Source organism: Pantoea sp. X-Soil-ISGK-355, from assembly GCF_059730805.1.
The window spans coordinates 335,569-352,791 of record NZ_AP035971.1 but is presented as its reverse complement, the minus strand read 5'-3'; the positions used below and the strand labels follow the sequence as shown (position 1 = coordinate 352,791).

At 54.9% G+C, this 17,223-nt stretch carries 15 protein-coding genes; 6 read left to right on the top strand and 9 right to left on the bottom strand.

The genetic code is table 11. The features are described from left to right. Positions 1-33 precede the first annotated feature (33 nt). Positions 34-936: a LysR family transcriptional regulator gene (locus AC6I8J_RS01520; RefSeq protein WP_161733556.1), complete on the top strand. Its 903-nt coding sequence runs from the start codon at positions 34-36 to the stop codon at positions 934-936. Between the two features lie 45 nt (positions 937-981). Here AC6I8J_RS01520 and AC6I8J_RS01515 read toward each other — a convergent pair whose 3' ends face one another. The 4 genes from AC6I8J_RS01515 to soxR form a co-directional block, all read right to left on the bottom strand. Next, a complete protein-coding gene (locus AC6I8J_RS01515) occupies positions 982-2,631 on the bottom strand; it encodes a Na+/H+ antiporter (protein WP_161733554.1) in 1,650 nt (549 codons plus the stop codon). Positions 2,632-2,776: 145 nt separating this feature from the next. After that, entirely contained in the window at positions 2,777-4,126 is a 1,350-nt protein-coding gene (locus AC6I8J_RS01510) for an NCS2 family permease (protein ID WP_161733552.1), read from the bottom strand. A 361-nt stretch (positions 4,127-4,487) separates the two neighbouring features. Further along, positions 4,488-5,153, bottom strand: coding sequence for a glutathione S-transferase family protein (locus AC6I8J_RS01505; protein WP_161733618.1), 666 nt, complete (start codon positions 5,151-5,153; stop codon positions 4,488-4,490). A gap of 39 nt (positions 5,154-5,192) precedes the next feature. Next, positions 5,193-5,678: a redox-sensitive transcriptional activator SoxR gene (soxR, locus tag AC6I8J_RS01500; RefSeq protein ID WP_161733550.1), complete on the bottom strand. Its 486-nt coding sequence runs from the start codon at positions 5,676-5,678 to the stop codon at positions 5,193-5,195. A 100-nt stretch (positions 5,679-5,778) separates the two neighbouring features. Between soxR and soxS the strand changes: the two genes are divergently transcribed. Then, positions 5,779-6,204: a superoxide response transcriptional regulator SoxS gene (gene soxS / locus AC6I8J_RS01495; RefSeq protein ID WP_150012009.1), complete on the top strand. Its 426-nt coding sequence runs from the start codon at positions 5,779-5,781 to the stop codon at positions 6,202-6,204. Between the two features lie 254 nt (positions 6,205-6,458). After that, positions 6,459-6,740 (top strand): YjcB family protein, encoded by a 282-nt coding sequence (locus AC6I8J_RS01490; RefSeq protein ID WP_013359796.1) that lies wholly within the window; start codon positions 6,459-6,461, stop codon positions 6,738-6,740. Between the two features lie 54 nt (positions 6,741-6,794). On the opposite strand, the gene AC6I8J_RS01485 is transcribed toward AC6I8J_RS01490, so the two are convergent. After that, entirely contained in the window at positions 6,795-7,745 is a 951-nt protein-coding gene (locus tag AC6I8J_RS01485; RefSeq protein WP_440829828.1) for an ATP-grasp fold amidoligase family protein, read from the bottom strand. Between the two features lie 8 nt (positions 7,746-7,753). Beyond that, complete coding sequence (locus AC6I8J_RS01480; RefSeq protein WP_013359794.1) at positions 7,754-9,010, bottom strand: oligosaccharide flippase family protein; 1,257 nt, start codon at positions 9,008-9,010, stop codon at positions 7,754-7,756. Positions 9,011-9,534: 524 nt separating this feature from the next. Here AC6I8J_RS01480 and AC6I8J_RS01475 point away from each other — a divergent pair. After that, positions 9,535-9,930: a transposase gene (locus AC6I8J_RS01475; protein WP_013359793.1), complete on the top strand. Its 396-nt coding sequence runs from the start codon at positions 9,535-9,537 to the stop codon at positions 9,928-9,930. Between the two features lie 923 nt (positions 9,931-10,853). Here the strand turns inward: AC6I8J_RS01475 and AC6I8J_RS01470 are convergent. Further along, on the bottom strand, positions 10,854-11,813 hold the full coding sequence (locus tag AC6I8J_RS01470) for a DMT family transporter (RefSeq protein ID WP_161733548.1): 960 nt from the start codon (positions 11,811-11,813) through the stop codon (positions 10,854-10,856). A 77-nt stretch (positions 11,814-11,890) separates the two neighbouring features. Next, positions 11,891-12,718 (bottom strand): AraC family transcriptional regulator, encoded by an 828-nt coding sequence (locus AC6I8J_RS01465; RefSeq protein ID WP_260059106.1) that lies wholly within the window; start codon positions 12,716-12,718, stop codon positions 11,891-11,893. 119 nt (positions 12,719-12,837) lie between these two features. Between AC6I8J_RS01465 and AC6I8J_RS01460 the strand changes: the two genes are divergently transcribed. Beyond that, positions 12,838-13,359, top strand: coding sequence for an isochorismatase family protein (locus AC6I8J_RS01460; RefSeq protein WP_260059107.1), 522 nt, complete (start codon positions 12,838-12,840; stop codon positions 13,357-13,359). 69 nt (positions 13,360-13,428) lie between these two features. Here the strand turns inward: AC6I8J_RS01460 and ssb1 are convergent, their stop codons facing one another. Next, on the bottom strand, positions 13,429-13,983 hold the full coding sequence (ssb1, locus tag AC6I8J_RS01455; protein WP_161733541.1) for a single-stranded DNA-binding protein SSB1: 555 nt from the start codon (positions 13,981-13,983) through the stop codon (positions 13,429-13,431). A 225-nt stretch (positions 13,984-14,208) separates the two neighbouring features. Between ssb1 and uvrA the strand changes: the two genes are divergently transcribed. Next, on the top strand, positions 14,209-17,037 hold the full coding sequence (gene uvrA, locus AC6I8J_RS01450) for an excinuclease ABC subunit UvrA (protein ID WP_161733539.1): 2,829 nt from the start codon (positions 14,209-14,211) through the stop codon (positions 17,035-17,037). Positions 17,038-17,223 lie beyond the last annotated feature (186 nt).

Here is a 17,223-nt window from a genome sequence, read left to right as displayed (position 1 = left end):
AAATTATCGCAATCATGCCTGAAAGGAATAGTTATGGATGTCCGCGCCCTGCGTTACTTTACTGAAGTGGTCCGCCAGCAGAGCTTTACCCGTGCGGCGCAAAAGCTGTTTGTGACGCAGCCGACCATCAGCAAAATGCTGCGTCAGCTGGAGGAGGAACTGGGCTGTACGCTGATCCTGCGGGATGGCCGTCGCCTGCACCTCACCGACAGCGGGCAGGCGGTTTATCAGCGCGGCCTGGCAATCCTGCAGGAGTTTCATCAGCTTGAGGCGGAGATTGGTGACATCAACCAGCTCAAAACCGGTGAGCTGCGACTGGGTATTCCGCCGATGGTCGGTATGCAGATCGCCGGATCGATTTCCGCGTTTCGCCGCCGCTATCCCGGTGTGAAGCTGAAAATCTCTGAATTCGGCGGTCTGACCGTACAGCAGGCGGTGCTGGCGGGCAGTCTGGATATCGCTCTGACCGCGCTGCCGGTCGATGCCGAGCTGCCGCTGAATACCCTGCCCCTGATGCATCATCCGCTCTGCGTGCTGCTGCCGCGCCGCCCGGCGTGGCTCAGCCGCCAGCAGATAGGACTGGCAGAGCTGGCAGAGCACCCGTTGCTGATTTTCAATGAGGAGTTTTCACTGAATCGTCAGCTGATGCAGGCGTTTCAGCGGCTCAGCCTGACGCCAACGGTGGCAGTGCGCAGCGGTCAGTGGGATTTTCTGGCGGCAATGGTGCAGGCGGAGATGGGGCTGGCGATTCTGCCGGAGCCGATCTGTCAGCGGCTGGATAAGCAGTCGCTATTGTGGCTGCCGCTGGCGTCGGAGCTGAAATGGAGTCTGGGATTGATCTGGCGGGAAGGGAGTTATCTGTCACGCAGTGCGCAGGCGTGGATCAACTGTTGTCGCGAACACTGGCCGGATGAACCGCCGCGCCTGTCGGTGTGAAAAGCTGGCACGCCCGCATGAATCCACAGGCGTGCCAGCCAGGGCTTACTCTTCTTTTTCGATCAGCAGTGTTTCCAGAAGATCCAGGTCGTGCAGCAACTTCTGCATCGTCTCATTGGAGATCTGCTGGGTGGCGCGCAGATGATAGACCTCTGCACGTTCGGCACGCAGCCCGGTCAGGCGGAAACGACGCTCAAGGTTCTCAGCAAACAATGCATGTTCAAGATCATTCTTGCCTTCGGCGCGGCGACGTAAGTTGCCAATCACGCGCAGACTGACCTCTTTCAGCAGTTCCGGATCGATGTTCTCTTCTGACTCATTCTCCAGCCGCTCTTCCATCTTGTGCAGGCTCTCAATCGCTGCACCTGCCATCACCGCACGGGCATTCTGCAGCTCACGGCGATGTGCACCTTTGTCGATACTATCAATGCCGCGCAGCAGAATTGGCAGGATCACTACCCCTACCAGCAGCGAGAACAGAATCACGCCTGTGGCGATAAACACCAGCTCATAACGCGCCGGGAAAGGCTCGCCGTTGGTCAGGAACAGCGGGATAGAGAGCACACCGGCCAGGGTGATTGCACCGCGTACCCCGGCAAACGAGGCGATCAGCAGTTCACGCAGCGAGTAGTTTGAGAACTCCAGCGGCTTCTTCTTCAGCAGGCGTTTGCTGAAGCGCTGCATAATCCACAGCCAGCCAAAGCGCACGATCATCAGCGCGGCATAGACCAGCCCGATATCGGCGAACAGCATCCAGAGTTCCACATTCGGGTCGGCCTGCGCCTGGTCGATCGAGGTCTGCAGAATGTCCGGCAGCTGCAGGCCCAGCATCAGGAAGACCATGCCGTTGAACACGAACTCCAGCATCTGCCAGACACTGTTGGCACGCAGCCGCATCGCCAGCGGAGCCTGACGAATAATGCCGGAACGGGTGATGGTCATACCGGCCGCGACCGCTGCCAGGATGCCTGAGACGCCCAGATGTTCGGCAATCAGATAAGAGGCGAATGGCAGCAGCAGCAGCAGCACGGTCTGCGTCGCCGGGTCATCCCCGCTCCAGCGGCTGAGCAGGCGCAGCGATTTACCGTACAGCCAGCAGATCGCCACACCGGCAATCAGGCCGCCTACCGCGACTTTCAGGAACTCAACGCTGGCACCGCCCCAGGTAAACACCATGGTGCCCATGGCGACGGCGACGGCAAACTTCAGTGATACCAGGCCCGAAGCATCATTCATCAGGGCTTCACCCTGCACAATCGACATAATCTTCTTGGGAATGCGACCTTCACCGACAATGCCGGAGAGTGCCACGGCATCGGTCGGCGACAGCACCGCCGCCAGCGCAAAGGCGGGGATTAGCGGGATCCCCGGCACCAGCCAGTAGATCAGATAGCCGATGCCGATCACGGTAATCAGCACCAGCGCCAGCGCTAAGCCGATGATTTCTCGACCATGATGCAGGAACTCACTGATCGGCGTTTTCCAGCCATCTGCGAACAGCAGCGGCGGGATGAACAGCACCAGAAACAGTTCCGGATCAAAGTCGACATGCAGACCAAATGTTGGCCAGGCCAGCATCGCACCTACGGCGATCTGCACCAGCGGCAACGGGATCTGAAAAGGGAGAATGCGGGCCGCGACGCCAGAGAGCGACACGACCAGCGTCATGATGAGAATAGTAAAAAAGATTTCCATGCTTTCCTTAGGCGTCGTTTCTTTCAATCATTGGTTAAGCGCTAAAGTGTAAAACAAACTGCATTGAAGGTTGTCAGCTACGCGTGCGCCGGGCGGGAAAAAAGTGAAAAATTCCGGACGCGCAGCCGCACGCCCGGTTGTACAGTCAGATTGCCCAGCCACCGGCGTAAAATGCCACCAGCGCGACGGCAATGATCACGGTACCGACGTTGAGCTTACGCCATTCACCGGCGAACAGACGCCCCACCACGAGGCTGGCGAAACCGATCATGATGCCGGTGACGATGTTGCAGGTGAGCACGATAATCACCGCCGTGAGCAGCCCAGACATCGCATCGACAAAATCACTGAAGTCCACTTTTGCCACATTACTGAGCATCAGCAGACCCACATACATCAGTGCAGGTGCGGTAGCGTAAGCCGGAACCAGATAAGCCAGCGGCGACATAAACAGGATAGCGAGAAACAGCAGGCCCACCACAATTGCGGTCAGGCCGGTTTTGCCCCCCGCCGCTGTCCCTGCCGCCGATTCAATATAGACCGCAGCCGGTGACGCGCCCACCAGACCCGCGAACAGGCTGCTGACGGAGTCACTGGTCAGCGCACGACCGCCATTGATAATCTGGCCCTGTTTATCCAGCAGATTGGCCTGCCCTGCGACCGCACGAATGGTACCGGTGGCGTCAAAAACCGCCGTCATCACCAGTGCCAGCACGCTGGGCAGTACTACAGGCTGTAGCGCCCCCATAATGTCGAGGCTGAACAGCAACGACTGACCGCTGGCGTCACGCAGGCTCGGCAGGGCAAACAGTCCCTGATATGTCACCGACGGGTCAAAGATCAGGCCGAGCAGCGAAATAGCGATAATCGTCAGCAGGATGCCGCCCGGTACCCTGCGCTTCTCCAGTCCGATAATCGCGGCCAGTCCCAGCAGTGTCATCATCACCGGGAAAGTGGTGAAGTGACCCAGCGCCACCGGCAGGCCCGGAGCCGGATTTTTTACCACCAGACCCACGCCGTCAGCGGCGATGAGCAGCAGAAACAGGCCAATCCCGACGCCGGTGCCGTGCGCCACGCCCATCGGCAGGTTACGCAAAATCCAGGCACGAATGCCGGTCACGGAGATCAGGGTAAACAGCAGGCCCATCAGGAACACTGCGCCCAGCGCGACCGGCACGCTGATGTGCTGACCCAGCACCAGGCTGAAAGCGGTAAAGGCGGTCAGGGAGATGGCGCAGCCAATGGCCATCGGCAGATTGGCCCACAGCCCCATAAGGATGGAACCAAAGCTGGCGACCAGACAGGTGGCGACAAACACGGCGGAGGGGGAAAAACCGGCTTTGCCCAGCATTCCCGGTACCACGATGACGGAGTAGACCATCGCCAGGAAGGTAGTGAGTCCGGCCAGAATTTCCTGGCGCACGCTGCTGCCGCGCGCCGAGATCGAGAACCATGCGTCCAGTTTTCCACTGGCCGGGCGTGATTCAGTTGACATAGTTGAGCCTCAAAAATTTTTGTTGTGTGGATCGCTCTGCGACCATCGCTGTCCCTGGAATAAGCGGGTAGACGGCGTCACTGTCGGGATTAACCCATCAGGCAAACGTTTACCTTGCCGCAGATAATTAGCCGTCAAAAGCAGCCAGATAAAAAGGCATGCGATTATCCGGCGTTTAGCGCCACGTTTTCAACTCTAAGAGGGAGATTCTTTGGCATAAAGAAAGATTGGGCGCAGGAGGCTGGCAGACGCCCGACGGAAGCCAGCCTGAAACGCTGAGGCCATAAAGTTAATGTCATATAAAGGCAGGATTCGCACCGGCGCAGTCGGGATGAGACAGGATGCGCCGGCGGAGAGAGGATTAACCTGGCAACGAAAGCTCGCCGCCCTGCGCAATCGCGCGTTGCCAGGCGGCGCGCTGCTGCACCGTCTGCAACCATTTCTCTGTGGCAGGCATCCGATCCAGTCCGCCACGCCGCGCCAGTGCCAGCAGCGGAAAGCTCATCTGGATATCCGCAATGGTAAAACGCTCACCGGCAAACCACGTATTGGCTGCCAGATGCTGTTCGATCATCTGCCTGTGCGGCTTTAGCTGTTTATCCAGGAATGCCTTCTGCACCCCTTTGCCAAATGCCGCGCCGACCGGACGCAGCAGCCAGGGCACCGGCGCTTTGCCCATCTGACCGAAGATCAGTTTCATCACCAGCAGCGGCATCAGCGAGCCTTCGGCGTAGTGCAGCCAGTAGCGGCACTGTAACCGTGACGCCTCATCACTCACTTTCAGCCTGAATTCGTGATCATATTTCTCTTCAAGGTATTCGAGAATGGCCCCCGATTCTGCTACCACCTGGTTCCCGTCAGTAATGACCGGCGATTTTCCCAGTGGATGCACTTTTTTTAGCGCCTCCGGGGCCAGCATGGTCGGTTCGCGTTGATAGCGTTTAATCTGGTACGGCACTTCCAGCTCTTCCAGCAGCCACAGCACCCGATGCGAGCGCGATTTCTCAAGATGGTGAACGGTGATCATCATGATTCCCTGTGTGTTGACCTTCACCAAGTATAGACGTCACTCCACAGCCGGATGTTTATCATCCTGCTCCGGGTCAAGCAGCACCGCACCTGAGCCCTGCTGACCCAGCCGGTCGCCGGGATTACGCAGCGGACAGTCGCGCATCGACAGGCAGCCGCAACCGATACAGCCATCCAGGTCATTGCGCAGGCGGGTAAGAGTTTCAATGCGTTTATCCAGCTCTTCGCGCCAGTGCTGAGTCAGCGCATCCCATTCCGTCGTCGACATGCGCTTATCTGGCGGAATGTGGTCGAGACTGTCACTGACCGTCGCCAGCGGGATGCCAATGCGCTGAGCAATCTTGATGATCGCCACGCGTCGCAGCACATCGCGGCTGTATCGGCGCTGATTGCCGCTGTTGCGGGTGCTGAAAATGAGGCCTTTGGTTTCATAAAAGTGCAGCGCCGAGACCGCCACACCGCTGCGGCGCGCCACTTCCCCGGGTGTTAAGACCGGTTTTGGATAGTTACGTTCTTTTTTCATCAGACCCTTTACCTAAAGTTAACTTGAGGAATTATACTTCTTCTCCGTTGAAACCCCTAAACTCCCATTACCCCTTATTAAGCACCAGAAGGATGAGGCCATGATGCAAGAAGAGATCATTCATTCCCTGACGGACTGGATTGACCAGAACCTCGATAAGAGCCTGTCGATTGATGAGGTTGCGGCAAAATCAGGCTATTCGAAATGGCACCTGCAGCGTATGTTCCGTTCCGTGACGAAACAGACGCTGGGTGGCTATATTCGTGAGCGCCGCCTGACGCTGGCCGCAGAAGCGCTATCGCAGACACAGCGTCCGGTGTTTGATATCGCGATGCAGTATGGCTATGACTCGCAGCAAACTTTTTCACGGGTGTTTCGTCGTCAGTTTTCACAGACCCCGACCGCTTACCGCCACACCATGCGACGCCAGGCGATTCAGCGCCCTCGCCTGCTGAGTTTCGGTTGTAACGATCCGATCAACAGCTTTACCCAGCGCACGACCGGCGAGTGCTGCCCGGTCCGTTAATTCTTCGCTGCGCCCGCTCCGGGCGCATCTGTCTGATTTCCCCGCCGTTCTTCTTCTACTGCTCATTTTTTCTGCACACCACTACCATACAAGAGTCAAATTTTGTTCAAAATTTAAAATCGGGTGATATAATGTGACCCAAGTCACACTTTGAACCTGGGTTGACGGCAAAAAAGTCCTACCTGACACACTTTTTTGTCGCCGGTGATGTCCGCAGATTGTCAGGAATACTTACTGATAGTGAGGTCCGGCCGATGGCTACGTTAACCGCCAGTTTTCTTGTTATGCGTTGGGAACTGCTGAGCGCAATCATGATGTTTTTTGCCAGCACCCTGAAAACCAAACTTCGTCAGGATAGCCGTCACGTGATGGCCTTTATGTGTGGCGGGATTGGTTTAGGCATGACCTGCTGGTTTGTTACCGGTCTGATGGGCATTACCCTGAGCATGGAAAACGTACATAACTTCGTGGAAATCTCAAAGCACGCCTTTATCGATGCGATGAGCCAGGCGCCTGCTGACTGGCCGATGCCCTGATTTTTACGCATAAAAAACCCCGCTTAGCGGGGTTTTTTATATTGCTGTGTGAACTTAAATTTTCTTCAACATGGCAGGAATATTAACATCCTGCACTGTAACGCCCGGGCTCTGCGTTCCGCGGCGGTCCTGAATCCACATATCTCCCATCATCTGGTTTAAACCACGATCTAATCCGGTAACCAGCCCTGCACCTGGGGTGAAGGTCAGTTCGCCAAAGTAAATATGCTCGTCATGGATATACCAATCCACACGCACGTAGTCGAAATCGCTGGCCAGCTTCTTGCTCAGTTCGAGCGCATGTTCCAGTGACGGCATAATCGGTGACACATCCAGCCCGGTATCGCGAATCTTGTGATAGGCCTCATTGAGGTTATTCACGTAGAAGTTCATCGACAGCAGCGGCTGGCAGCGGTTGTAGATTACCTGCAGCACATATTCGAACCGGCCATCACGCTTGTTGAACATATGGAATTTGTAATCGATCGGCGCGCTTTTGCCATCACCAATGTACTTCTCAACCAGGATGCGTGGCTTGATGTAGCGGTAGTGAATCTCGCGCGCTTCATTGGCGAAATCGGTCTTCAGCCAGCGATAGCAGTCATGAATGATCTGCTGCTTGCGCAACGCGTCCGGCTCTTCCAGCAGTATTTCTACCATGTTGGAGGCGTGGTTCGGCTTGATCACCGTTCCCCTCCAGCAAGGCAGGCTGTTCAGCGTGGTCGGGTCAGTGGTTTCGTGTACCAGCGGGATCAGGTACTCATTACCGATTTTTTCAGCAATGAATTCGCGTACCGAGTACTTATCTGACAGACGACCGTAGTTCTGGTAATCGCCGAAGATAAACTTACGGTACAACACCTTCTCGTTGAACACTTTTGGCTGACGCAGATTGGGCAGCTTTCTGAACTTATGGAAGTAGTAGATGCGGTCCTGATAAGCCCAGGGCATCTTCTTGATAAAGTACTGCACACTTTTTCTGAGTTCTTCTTTCAACTTGAGCATATCTGACCTCATTTGTATGTTTTGTAGTTGAGTGAGGAAACCTGAATCTTTTGAATGACGCCGTTTTTAAAGAAGTAATTCATTACGGTCAGGGACAAAAGTTCTGAAAGGAAAACGCTCCACGCGGCCCCCATGATGCCGTGACCCTGGATCAACCACCAGGAGAGCGGCAGACTGATGACCATCAGGCAGATGATTTTCCTCAGCAAGTAGTTAAATCCTCCCTCTTTGACCATGTAGCGATACGCTACGGTCCCCATTGCCGAAAAGCTGGTCGCTATCGACAGCAACGTAATGAGACTTCCTGACTGTGTGTATTCCGGTCCGTACAACGCGATGATGATTTGCTCGCCGTAAAGCGAAATGACAAGCAGCATCAGCAATGAAACCGCCATAACGTAGCCATTGAGCCGGGCAGCCAGCTTAATGGCGACCTCGCCGCGCTCCCTGAAGATTTCAGTGAAGCAGGAGGTGATAAGCGCAACCGGGATAAAAATCCAGGAGGCGGAAATAGTATTCGCCGCCGCAAAGAGACCGAGGTCGCGCGCAGGCGCCGTGCCTGCCAGAAACATCTGCGCCGCTTTGACCTGCACCGAGATAAAGATGCTGGAGATCGCCAGCGGCAGACCGGCATACATCAGATAGCGCAGATAGGCGGTGCGCTTTTCGCGCGGTGGCATCTGATCCTGGTGGTCCTGATAGAAGTTGTGACGCTTGATCAGGTAAGGCACCAGTGTCACGGCAACAATCGACAGCGTCAGCCAGAGCGGATTAAGACGCAGCCAGGCCACGGTAAAGCTGATGCCGAAACTCAGCAGCATGCCCACAGCGTTAGCGATAGTGTTAAGACGCGAGGCAAGACGCGCGTTGTTATAAACGCTGAAGGTGTCCTGGGTGACAAAAACCGAGGCAACAAATGAGGCCAGTGCAAACGCCAGGAAGTTTTCCTGCATGTTGTACCAGACCCAAATTAAGACTGGCACCGAAGTGACCAGCAATAGCACCATGCGCAGCGTACGGGCGATGGTCATCAGTCGAAGACCTTTCGACGCATTTTTGCTGACGCGCTTAAACAGAATAGTTTCGGTGCCAAAGATTGCGACGGTTTGCACCATTGCAAAAAGTGAAGTAGAAAACGCCATCTGGCCAAACACCGTTGGACCAAAGGATTTAGCCACGTAAGACGTCACAAAAATGACGCCAAAAACGGAGATGATCTTCTCAGACATCATCCAGGCGGCATTAGACATTACGCTCAATTTCATCGACTCTTCCTTAGTATTACTCAACTACAACCGCTTCGGTACAACATCCCTGTAACGAATTAATAAGCGCTCAGTGGGCCTGGCGAAAATGTATGACTTCAGACCAAGCTGGTCCGAAAATTGAGATGTAAATCATGATCCGGAGAGTGAATTCAGGATAATTCTTATTATAAATGGCGCGAATCACTTCAAATGGAAACGATTTCAGGCTGAAAATAAAACAACCTTAAAGAGCTATACCGGCATATTAATCAAGTCGGCGAAGCTAAATATCCAGTGTACGTAGAATTTTTTCGTATTTTGGATGCGATGAATTTATAACAAAAACCCGCCTCCAGGAAGGCACGCTCCCCGGATAAGAATAAAATAAGATTTATCCCATGATGATATTTCTTCTAAATATCTTAATTTAGGCTTCGCAATTCAATTCGCGCACTTTAATACTGCCTTAATAAAATCTTACAGTGCCAGAAATTATTAAAGTCATTCTCATCCATTAATCGATAAGAAAGGTAAGAGCATTTATGAGAAAGTCACGATACAGCGAAGATCAAATCACAAATGCCATTAAAGCTTCTGAATCGGGCGTGAAAGTCAGAGAGATTTGTGAAGAGTTAGGCATCTCTGAAGCCACGTTCTATAGCTGGAAAAAGAAGTTTTCTGGGTTGTCTTCGGAAGAAGGCAGAAAAATCAAGGAGCTGGAAGAAAAACTGCAGAATGTCACACGTGAACTGCAGACGCTCAACTCGGACAAAGAGATGCTGCAGAGCGTTCTGAAGCACTTCTTTACGACTAATGAAAAACGACAGGCTGTAGATTTCCTGCAGACCACCTTTGACATTGGCACCCGTCGCAGCTGCCGCTTATTAGATATCAGCCGCAGCGTATACCACTATCCGTCAGGCACGGAGAATCGCTAAACCTAATGCTACCGCGCTTTTTAGACTTAACGCTGAGATTTGTTCTTACCAGAAGAGATGAAGATCATTTAACAGGACAATTGCGGCCCCCTTTTCCGCTCCATTTATAACTAATGAATGGCTTCACAGCTAAGCTTCTTTTTTTGCGGTAAAATTGATTCACAACAGCAAAAGTCTCGCATTCCACGCCTTATCTTCCCCTCCCAATCCCCTTTATGCGGGATTGGGCCTTCCCTTTTTTAGTTTAGCCCTGCTAATCGTCGGAACTAAATCCTCTCAACACCATTAAGCCGCTTTAAACATCGCACAAACAATAATCAACGTACATTTGAGTTAATGGTGGCCCTGACTCAAATTTTGCGGTTGCGCTTTAATTCCCGATGATGGCTTTATTGCATTAACTTTCTCCAGGATTAATCCGGGTTAAATAGTTTATTGCTCCTTATCACTAACGTTATGGGTCTATCTTTTCACTCTCTCCATTGCACATCATTGATGCCAGAGATTAATCTTTAATTAATAACGCAGCGGCGGAATTCTCTTACTCATTTATCACTGAGTGAAGTTAATGGTGGTTTTTAGTCCCCTTTTCTCAGGACCCTAACGCAATAAACAGCAGCGGATAAAAGCGTAACGTCCATAATGCTGCGCTATTTTTCCTGATTAATGACCGATATCTGACCAGTGAAAGGTTGCCAGAGCTGAAACAGACAACTTTCAGGTGCCAGAAAGGACCGTTTTTTTACTGACAAAGGAAGGATGAATGAGGTTATCGGAGAATACCGGACAACAGTGCGGAACCATGAAATCGATTTCGCGGTATAAATCTGCCGAAGAGCGAGCAAATCAGGATAGGGTTTAATCTTAAAAAGCCGCGCGGTGTGTTGTCCGCGCGGTAAAGGCATTCAGGTGAGTTTTACGGTTTACTCTTTAATCGTAACTACCTGCGGGTGCGGTTTGATGCGCATTGCCCAGATCACACCCGCCATCAGACAAACAATGCCTGTCAGGGTGAGCTGCGGCGGCCAGCGTTGATACCAGAGAAAAGTCCATAACAGGCCAAAGAGTATCTCGAAAACGATCAGCGGCCCCATCAGTACGGTGGGCAGACGCTGGCTGGCAGCATTCCAGCATAAGGTGCCAAGCCAGGAGCAGAGCAGGCCAATCGTCAGCATCAATGCGATGAATACCGTGGGACGCGGCCCGAACGGCAGCGAAAAATCGGGCTGCTGCCAGGCGAGCTGAACGCTGACCAGCGCGTACAGGATCAGTGCCATCGGCAGCGTCACCAGCCCCTGCGCGGTAGCCCAGGTTGAGGGGCGCAGTTCAGGATGCGTGCGCAGCCAGCGGGCATTACGCAGCGGATACCAGGTCCAGCAGATTACCGCCAACAGTGCCAGCACGATACCGGTCAGATAACGACTGAGATCCAGCGTGGCGCCCTGGCTCTGCAGCTCCGCTGCGTTCACGCAGAGCAAGCCAGCCGCCATCATGACCAGTGCCGGGAACAGCCGCCGCCACGGCAGCCGTCCTTCAAGATGGCCATAACAGAGGTTAGCCGTGACGGCGATCACCACCGGCAGCGTGCCGATAATCATGGTGGAGACCGGCCCGCCGGTACGCTGAATGGCGTTCGCCAGAAACGCATAGTAGAAGAGGTTTCCCACCAACGAGAGCTTCACGGCCTCAAGCCAGTCAGCGCGTGACAGCTGACGCAGCCGACGACGGCTGTGCCAGGCCAGCGGCAGCGCAATCAGCCCAAACGCCACGTAACGTCCCGCCGATTGCAGGGCGCCAGGATAGTCCGGCACCAGCAGCGGCCCGACAAAGATCAGCCCCCACAGCAACCCGGCGGTGACGGCAAACATAATTCCCGCAAACATGATTTCTTCCTTATACAGACTTTTGGCAGAGTGTGGCGGGTTCCGGCGGGAAATGCTTGTAGCAGATTGCGGTGTTATCAGGGCTGGCGAACCTGCTTTTGATAGCGGCCCGGCGTAATGCCATAACGGTGAGCAAAGGCGCGGGTGAGATGAGCCTGATCGGTCAATCCAACCGCCGCCGCGACGCTGGCGGCCGCCTCACCTTGCGCCAGCCTTTGCTTGGCGTCATAGAGCCGGAAAGCCATCAGCATCTGATGCGGCGTAACGTGATAGTGCTGGCGAAAAGCACGTAAGAAGTGCCACGGCGACAGTGAAGCCAATGCGGCCAGCTCCTCCAGCCGCACCGGTTCTGCAAGGTTTGCGCGCAAAAAATCTCTGACCTGATCAAAACGATGCCGGGCATCGGGTCTGCGCTGTGAGGACATACGCGCCAGCGGACGGATTTGCAGCAGCAGCTCAGCAATCAGGCTCTGGCGCGCCAGTTCAGACTCTGCCTGCCAGAGTGCGGCAAGCGTGCGGGAGAGCGGCTGCGCCACGCGCGGATCGGTCAGCAGCGCCTCGTTAAACCACCAGCCGCGGTCGCCGGTCAGTTCATCCATCAGCTGCGGCTGAATGTAGATCATCTGATAGCGCCAGCCCTCTTCGCACGCTGACTCACCCGTGTGCAGCTCATCCGGGTTCATCATGACCAGTGAGTTCTCCGGCGCAGTATATTCGGTGCCGCGATAGCGAAAGCGCTGTGCGCCCGCTTCAATGGTGCCGATCCCAAAGGCTTCATGGGTATGAGGTTCAAAGGCATAGCGGGAGATGTGGGCCTGATAGAGTTCCACACCCGGCAGCTCTGCGAGTTGCCGGAACCGGGCGCGATCTTTCTCACAGGGGAAACTTGCCGGAACACCGTCCACTTCTCTCTCCTTATTTAACCAGTCTGCTAAGCATGCCTGCGACCGGGGCTAAAATGCAAAAGATTGCTATCTGCAACGCCGCGGGTAACACTGCTTTTTTCAGACGGATGGGGTTAAGCATGGCACAGCGTGTGGCAGTGATTATCGATATGCAGAATGGGGTCTTCATCTCGCCGCGCTTCGACCAGGCGGGTCGGGTGGCGCAGATTAACCGACTGACTGAACGCGCCGATATCACCATTTTTATCCAGCACCGCGAAGGCGCGATGTGCGAGGGAAATGAAGCTTTTAATCTGCTGCCGGAACTGATTCAGCCTGCTGGCGCATATTACGTGACAAAAACCGCTTGCGACAGCTTCTGGCAGACTGAGCTGGCCGCACTGTTAAAGAAGCTGGCGGTGGAAGAGTTTGTGGTGTGCGGTTGTGCCACTGACTACTGTCTGGATACCACCATAAAAGTGGGTGCCAGTGCAGGTTATGCCATTACGGTTGCTGCGGATGCGCACACCACCGCCGATCGTCACTGGGTCAGCGCTGAAGCGTTGATAAACCAGCACAATGAGGTCTGGTCCTCATTGTCGATTCCCGGCAACGTGCCGCGTGTGCTGCGCACAGACGAGATTGTGGCGGAATGGTCGTAACCGCCTGCGAAAGCCGCACATAAAAAAGCCCGCATAAGCGGGCTTTTTTACACTCTCTGATCAACAGAATCAGAATGGAATATCGTCGTCGAAATCCATTGGTGGTTCGTTGTTGCTGCTGGCCGGCGCGCTCTGTGGCTGCTGTGGACGGGACTGCGCGCCACCACTGAACTGATTGTTGTTACCCTGCGGCTGCTGCGGCTGACCCCAACCATTGTTGTTGCCACCGCCCTGCGCGCCGCCACCTGCTGGTGCACCCGCGTTGCCGCCCTGCTGACGGCCACCCAGCATCTGCATAGTGCCGCCAACGTTGACCACGACTTCGGTGGTGTAACGTTCCTGGCCGCCCTGATCCTGCCATTTACGGGTACGCAGCTGACCTTCGATGTAGACCTGCGACCCTTTTTTCAGGTATTCGCCTGCGACTTCAGCCAGTTTGCCAAACAGCACCACACGGTGCCATTCAGTGATCTCTTTGTTTTCACCGGTCTGCTTGTCGCGCCAGCTTTCCGACGTAGCCAGCGTAATGTTGGCAACCGCGCCACCATTTGGCATGTAACGTACTTCCGGATCCTGACCCAGATTCCCGACAAGAATCACTTTGTTAACGCCACGACTGGCCATGTTGCTGTCTCCCGATGAGTTAATGCATACAGTCTAATCTCTCAATTCTAACACGTCCTGCGGACTGTTTCCCACTTTCGAGCGGGGTTCCAGTTTTAATCCCTCTCCGCTTCCAGGCCTGAGAGTACTGGATATATATTCAGTCTATTTTTTGTGCCATAATGACACGTTTATTCTGGCCGTGTCGGCAAGGCACGGTGAGTGCAGCTAATCCGGGAAAGGTGAATGGATAAGATCGAAGTTCGTGGTGCCCGCACCCATAATTTGAAAAACATCAACCTGACCATCCCACGCGACAAACTCATTGTGGTAACCGGCCTGTCAGGGTCCGGTAAATCCTCACTGGCGTTTGATACGCTGTATGCGGAAGGTCAGCGCCGCTATGTGGAGTCGCTCTCTGCGTATGCGCGCCAGTTTCTTTCGTTAATGGAGAAGCCGGACGTCGATCATATCGAAGGTTTGTCGCCCGCCATTTCCATTGAGCAGAAATCCACCTCGCATAACCCACGTTCGACCGTGGGAACCATCACTGAGATTCACGATTATCTGCGTCTGCTGTTTGCCCGCGTAGGCGAACCGCGTTGTCCGGATCATGATGTGCCGCTGGCGGCGCAGACCGTGAGTCAGATGGTGGATCAGGTGCTCTCGCAGCCGGAAGGTCGTCGCCTGATGCTGCTGGCCCCGGTAGTGAAAGATCGTAAGGGTGAGCACACCAAAACGCTGGAGAATCTGGCAACGCAAGGTTATATCCGTGCGCGTATTGATGGCGAAGTGTGTGACCTCTCCGATCCGCCAAAGCTTGAGCTGCAGAAGAAGCACACCATTGAAGTGGTGATTGACCGCTTTAAAGTGCGTGAAGACCTGGCAACCCGTCTGGCGGAGTCGTTTGAAACCACGCTGGAACTTTCCGGCGGCACGGCTATCGTGGCGGACATGGATGACAGCGACGCAGAAGAGCTGCTCTTCTCGGCTAACTTCGCCTGCCCCATCTGCGGTTACAGCATGAGTGAGCTGGAACCGCGTCTGTTCTCGTTTAACAACCCGGCGGGCGCCTGTCCAACCTGTGACGGCCTGGGCGTACAGCAATATTTTGATCCTGACCGCGTCGTGCAGAATCCTGAACTTTCGCTGGCGGGCGGTGCTATCCGCGGCTGGGATCGCCGTAACTTTTACTATTTCCAGATGCTGCGTTCGCTGGCGGAACACCTCGATTTTGATATCGAAGCGTCATTCGGCAGCCTGCCAGACAACGTGCAGAAGGTGATTCTGTATGGGTCAGGCAAAGAGAGCATCGAATTTAAGTACATCAACGATCGCGGCGATACCTCGGTTCGCCGTCATCCGTTTGAAGGCGTGCTCAATAACATGGAACGCCGCTATAAAGAGACGGAATCCTCTGCGGTTCGCGAAGAGCTGGCGAAGTTTATCAGCAACCGCGCCTGTGCCAGCTGTGAAGGCACCCGTCTGCGTCGTGAAGCGCGCCACGTCTTCGTGGAGAACACCACGCTGCCGACTATCTCTGAGATGAGCATCGGTCATGCGATGTCCTTCTTTGAAAACATGAAACTCAGCGGCCAGCGTGCGCAGATTGCCGAGAAAATTTTGAAAGAGATTGGCGATCGCCTGAGCTTCCTGGTCAACGTCGGCCTGAACTATCTCTCAATGTCACGTTCCGCTGAGACCCTGTCCGGGGGTGAAGCACAGCGTATCCGTCTGGCCAGCCAGATCGGTGCGGGTCTGGTCGGTGTGATGTATGTGCTGGATGAGCCTTCTATTGGCCTGCACCAGCGTGACAACGAACGGCTGCTCGGCACCCTGATTCATCTGCGCGACCTCGGTAACACCGTGATCGTGGTTGAGCATGATGAAGATGCGATTCGTGCCGCAGACCATGTGATCGACATCGGTCCGGGTGCAGGCGTACACGGCGGCCAGGTCGTCGCGGAAGGCACCGTTGATCAGATTATGGCGCAGGAAGAATCCCTGACCGGCCAGTTCCTGAGCGGCAAGCGTGGCATTGTGGTGCCAGAGGAGCGCGTCAAAGGCGATCCGGCCAAAGTGCTGAAGATTACCGGCGCACGCGGCAACAACCTTAAGGATGTCACGCTGACGCTGCCGGTCGGACTGTTCACCTGTATTACCGGTGTGTCCGGTTCAGGTAAATCGACCCTGATCAACGATACGCTGTTCCCGATTGCTCAGCGGGCGCTGAACGGTGCGACCATCGCCGAACCGGCACCTTACCGTGACGTGGCAGGCCTGGAGCACTTCGACAAAGTGATCGACATCGATCAGAGCCCGATTGGTCGTACACCGCGCTCCAACCCGGCCACCTACACCGGTATCTTTACCCCGGTGCGTGAACTCTTTGCGGGCGTGCCGGAAGCGCGTTCGCGCGGTTACAATCCGGGTCGCTTCAGCTTCAACGTGCGGGGCGGACGCTGTGAAGCCTGTCAGGGCGATGGCGTGTTGAAAGTCGAGATGCACTTTCTGCCGGACATTTATGTGCCGTGTGACCAGTGCAAAGGCAAACGCTATAACCGTGAAACGCTGGAAGTGAAGTACAAAGGCAAGAGCATCCACGAAGTGCTGGAGATGACCATCGAAGAGGCCCGTGAGTTCTTCGATGCCGTACCAGCGCTGGCGCGTAAGCTGCAGACGCTGATCGATGTAGGTCTCACCTACATCCGCCTCGGTCAGTCCGCCACCACCCTGTCCGGCGGTGAAGCCCAGCGTGTGAAGCTGGCGCGTGAGCTGTCGAAGCGTGGCACGGGTCAGACGCTCTACATTCTGGATGAGCCGACCACCGGCCTGCACTTTGCCGATATCCAGCAGCTGCTGGAAGTGCTGCATAAGTTGCGCGATCAGGGCAACACCATCGTGGTAATTGAGCACAACCTTGATGTGGTCAAAACCGCAGACTGGATTGTCGATCTCGGTCCGGAAGGCGGCAGCGGCGGCGGTGAAATCCTGGTGGCTGGTACGCCAGAAACCGTGGCGGAGTGTGAGAAATCCCACACTGCGCGCTTCCTGAAGCCCCTGTTACAGAAGTAATTCTTTCAGGCCCGCCGCGTGCGGGCCTTTTTTTACCCCTGCCGATTCAGCCAGAAAAATGCAGAATCAGGCAAGATTCAGACATGTATAGGCATATACGCTTCTCACTACGCTGACTATCCTTAAACGGTTCCTCTTTGGCACGCCCCTGGCGTCGCCCTGTTTTCGCAGCACATCCACGCTGCT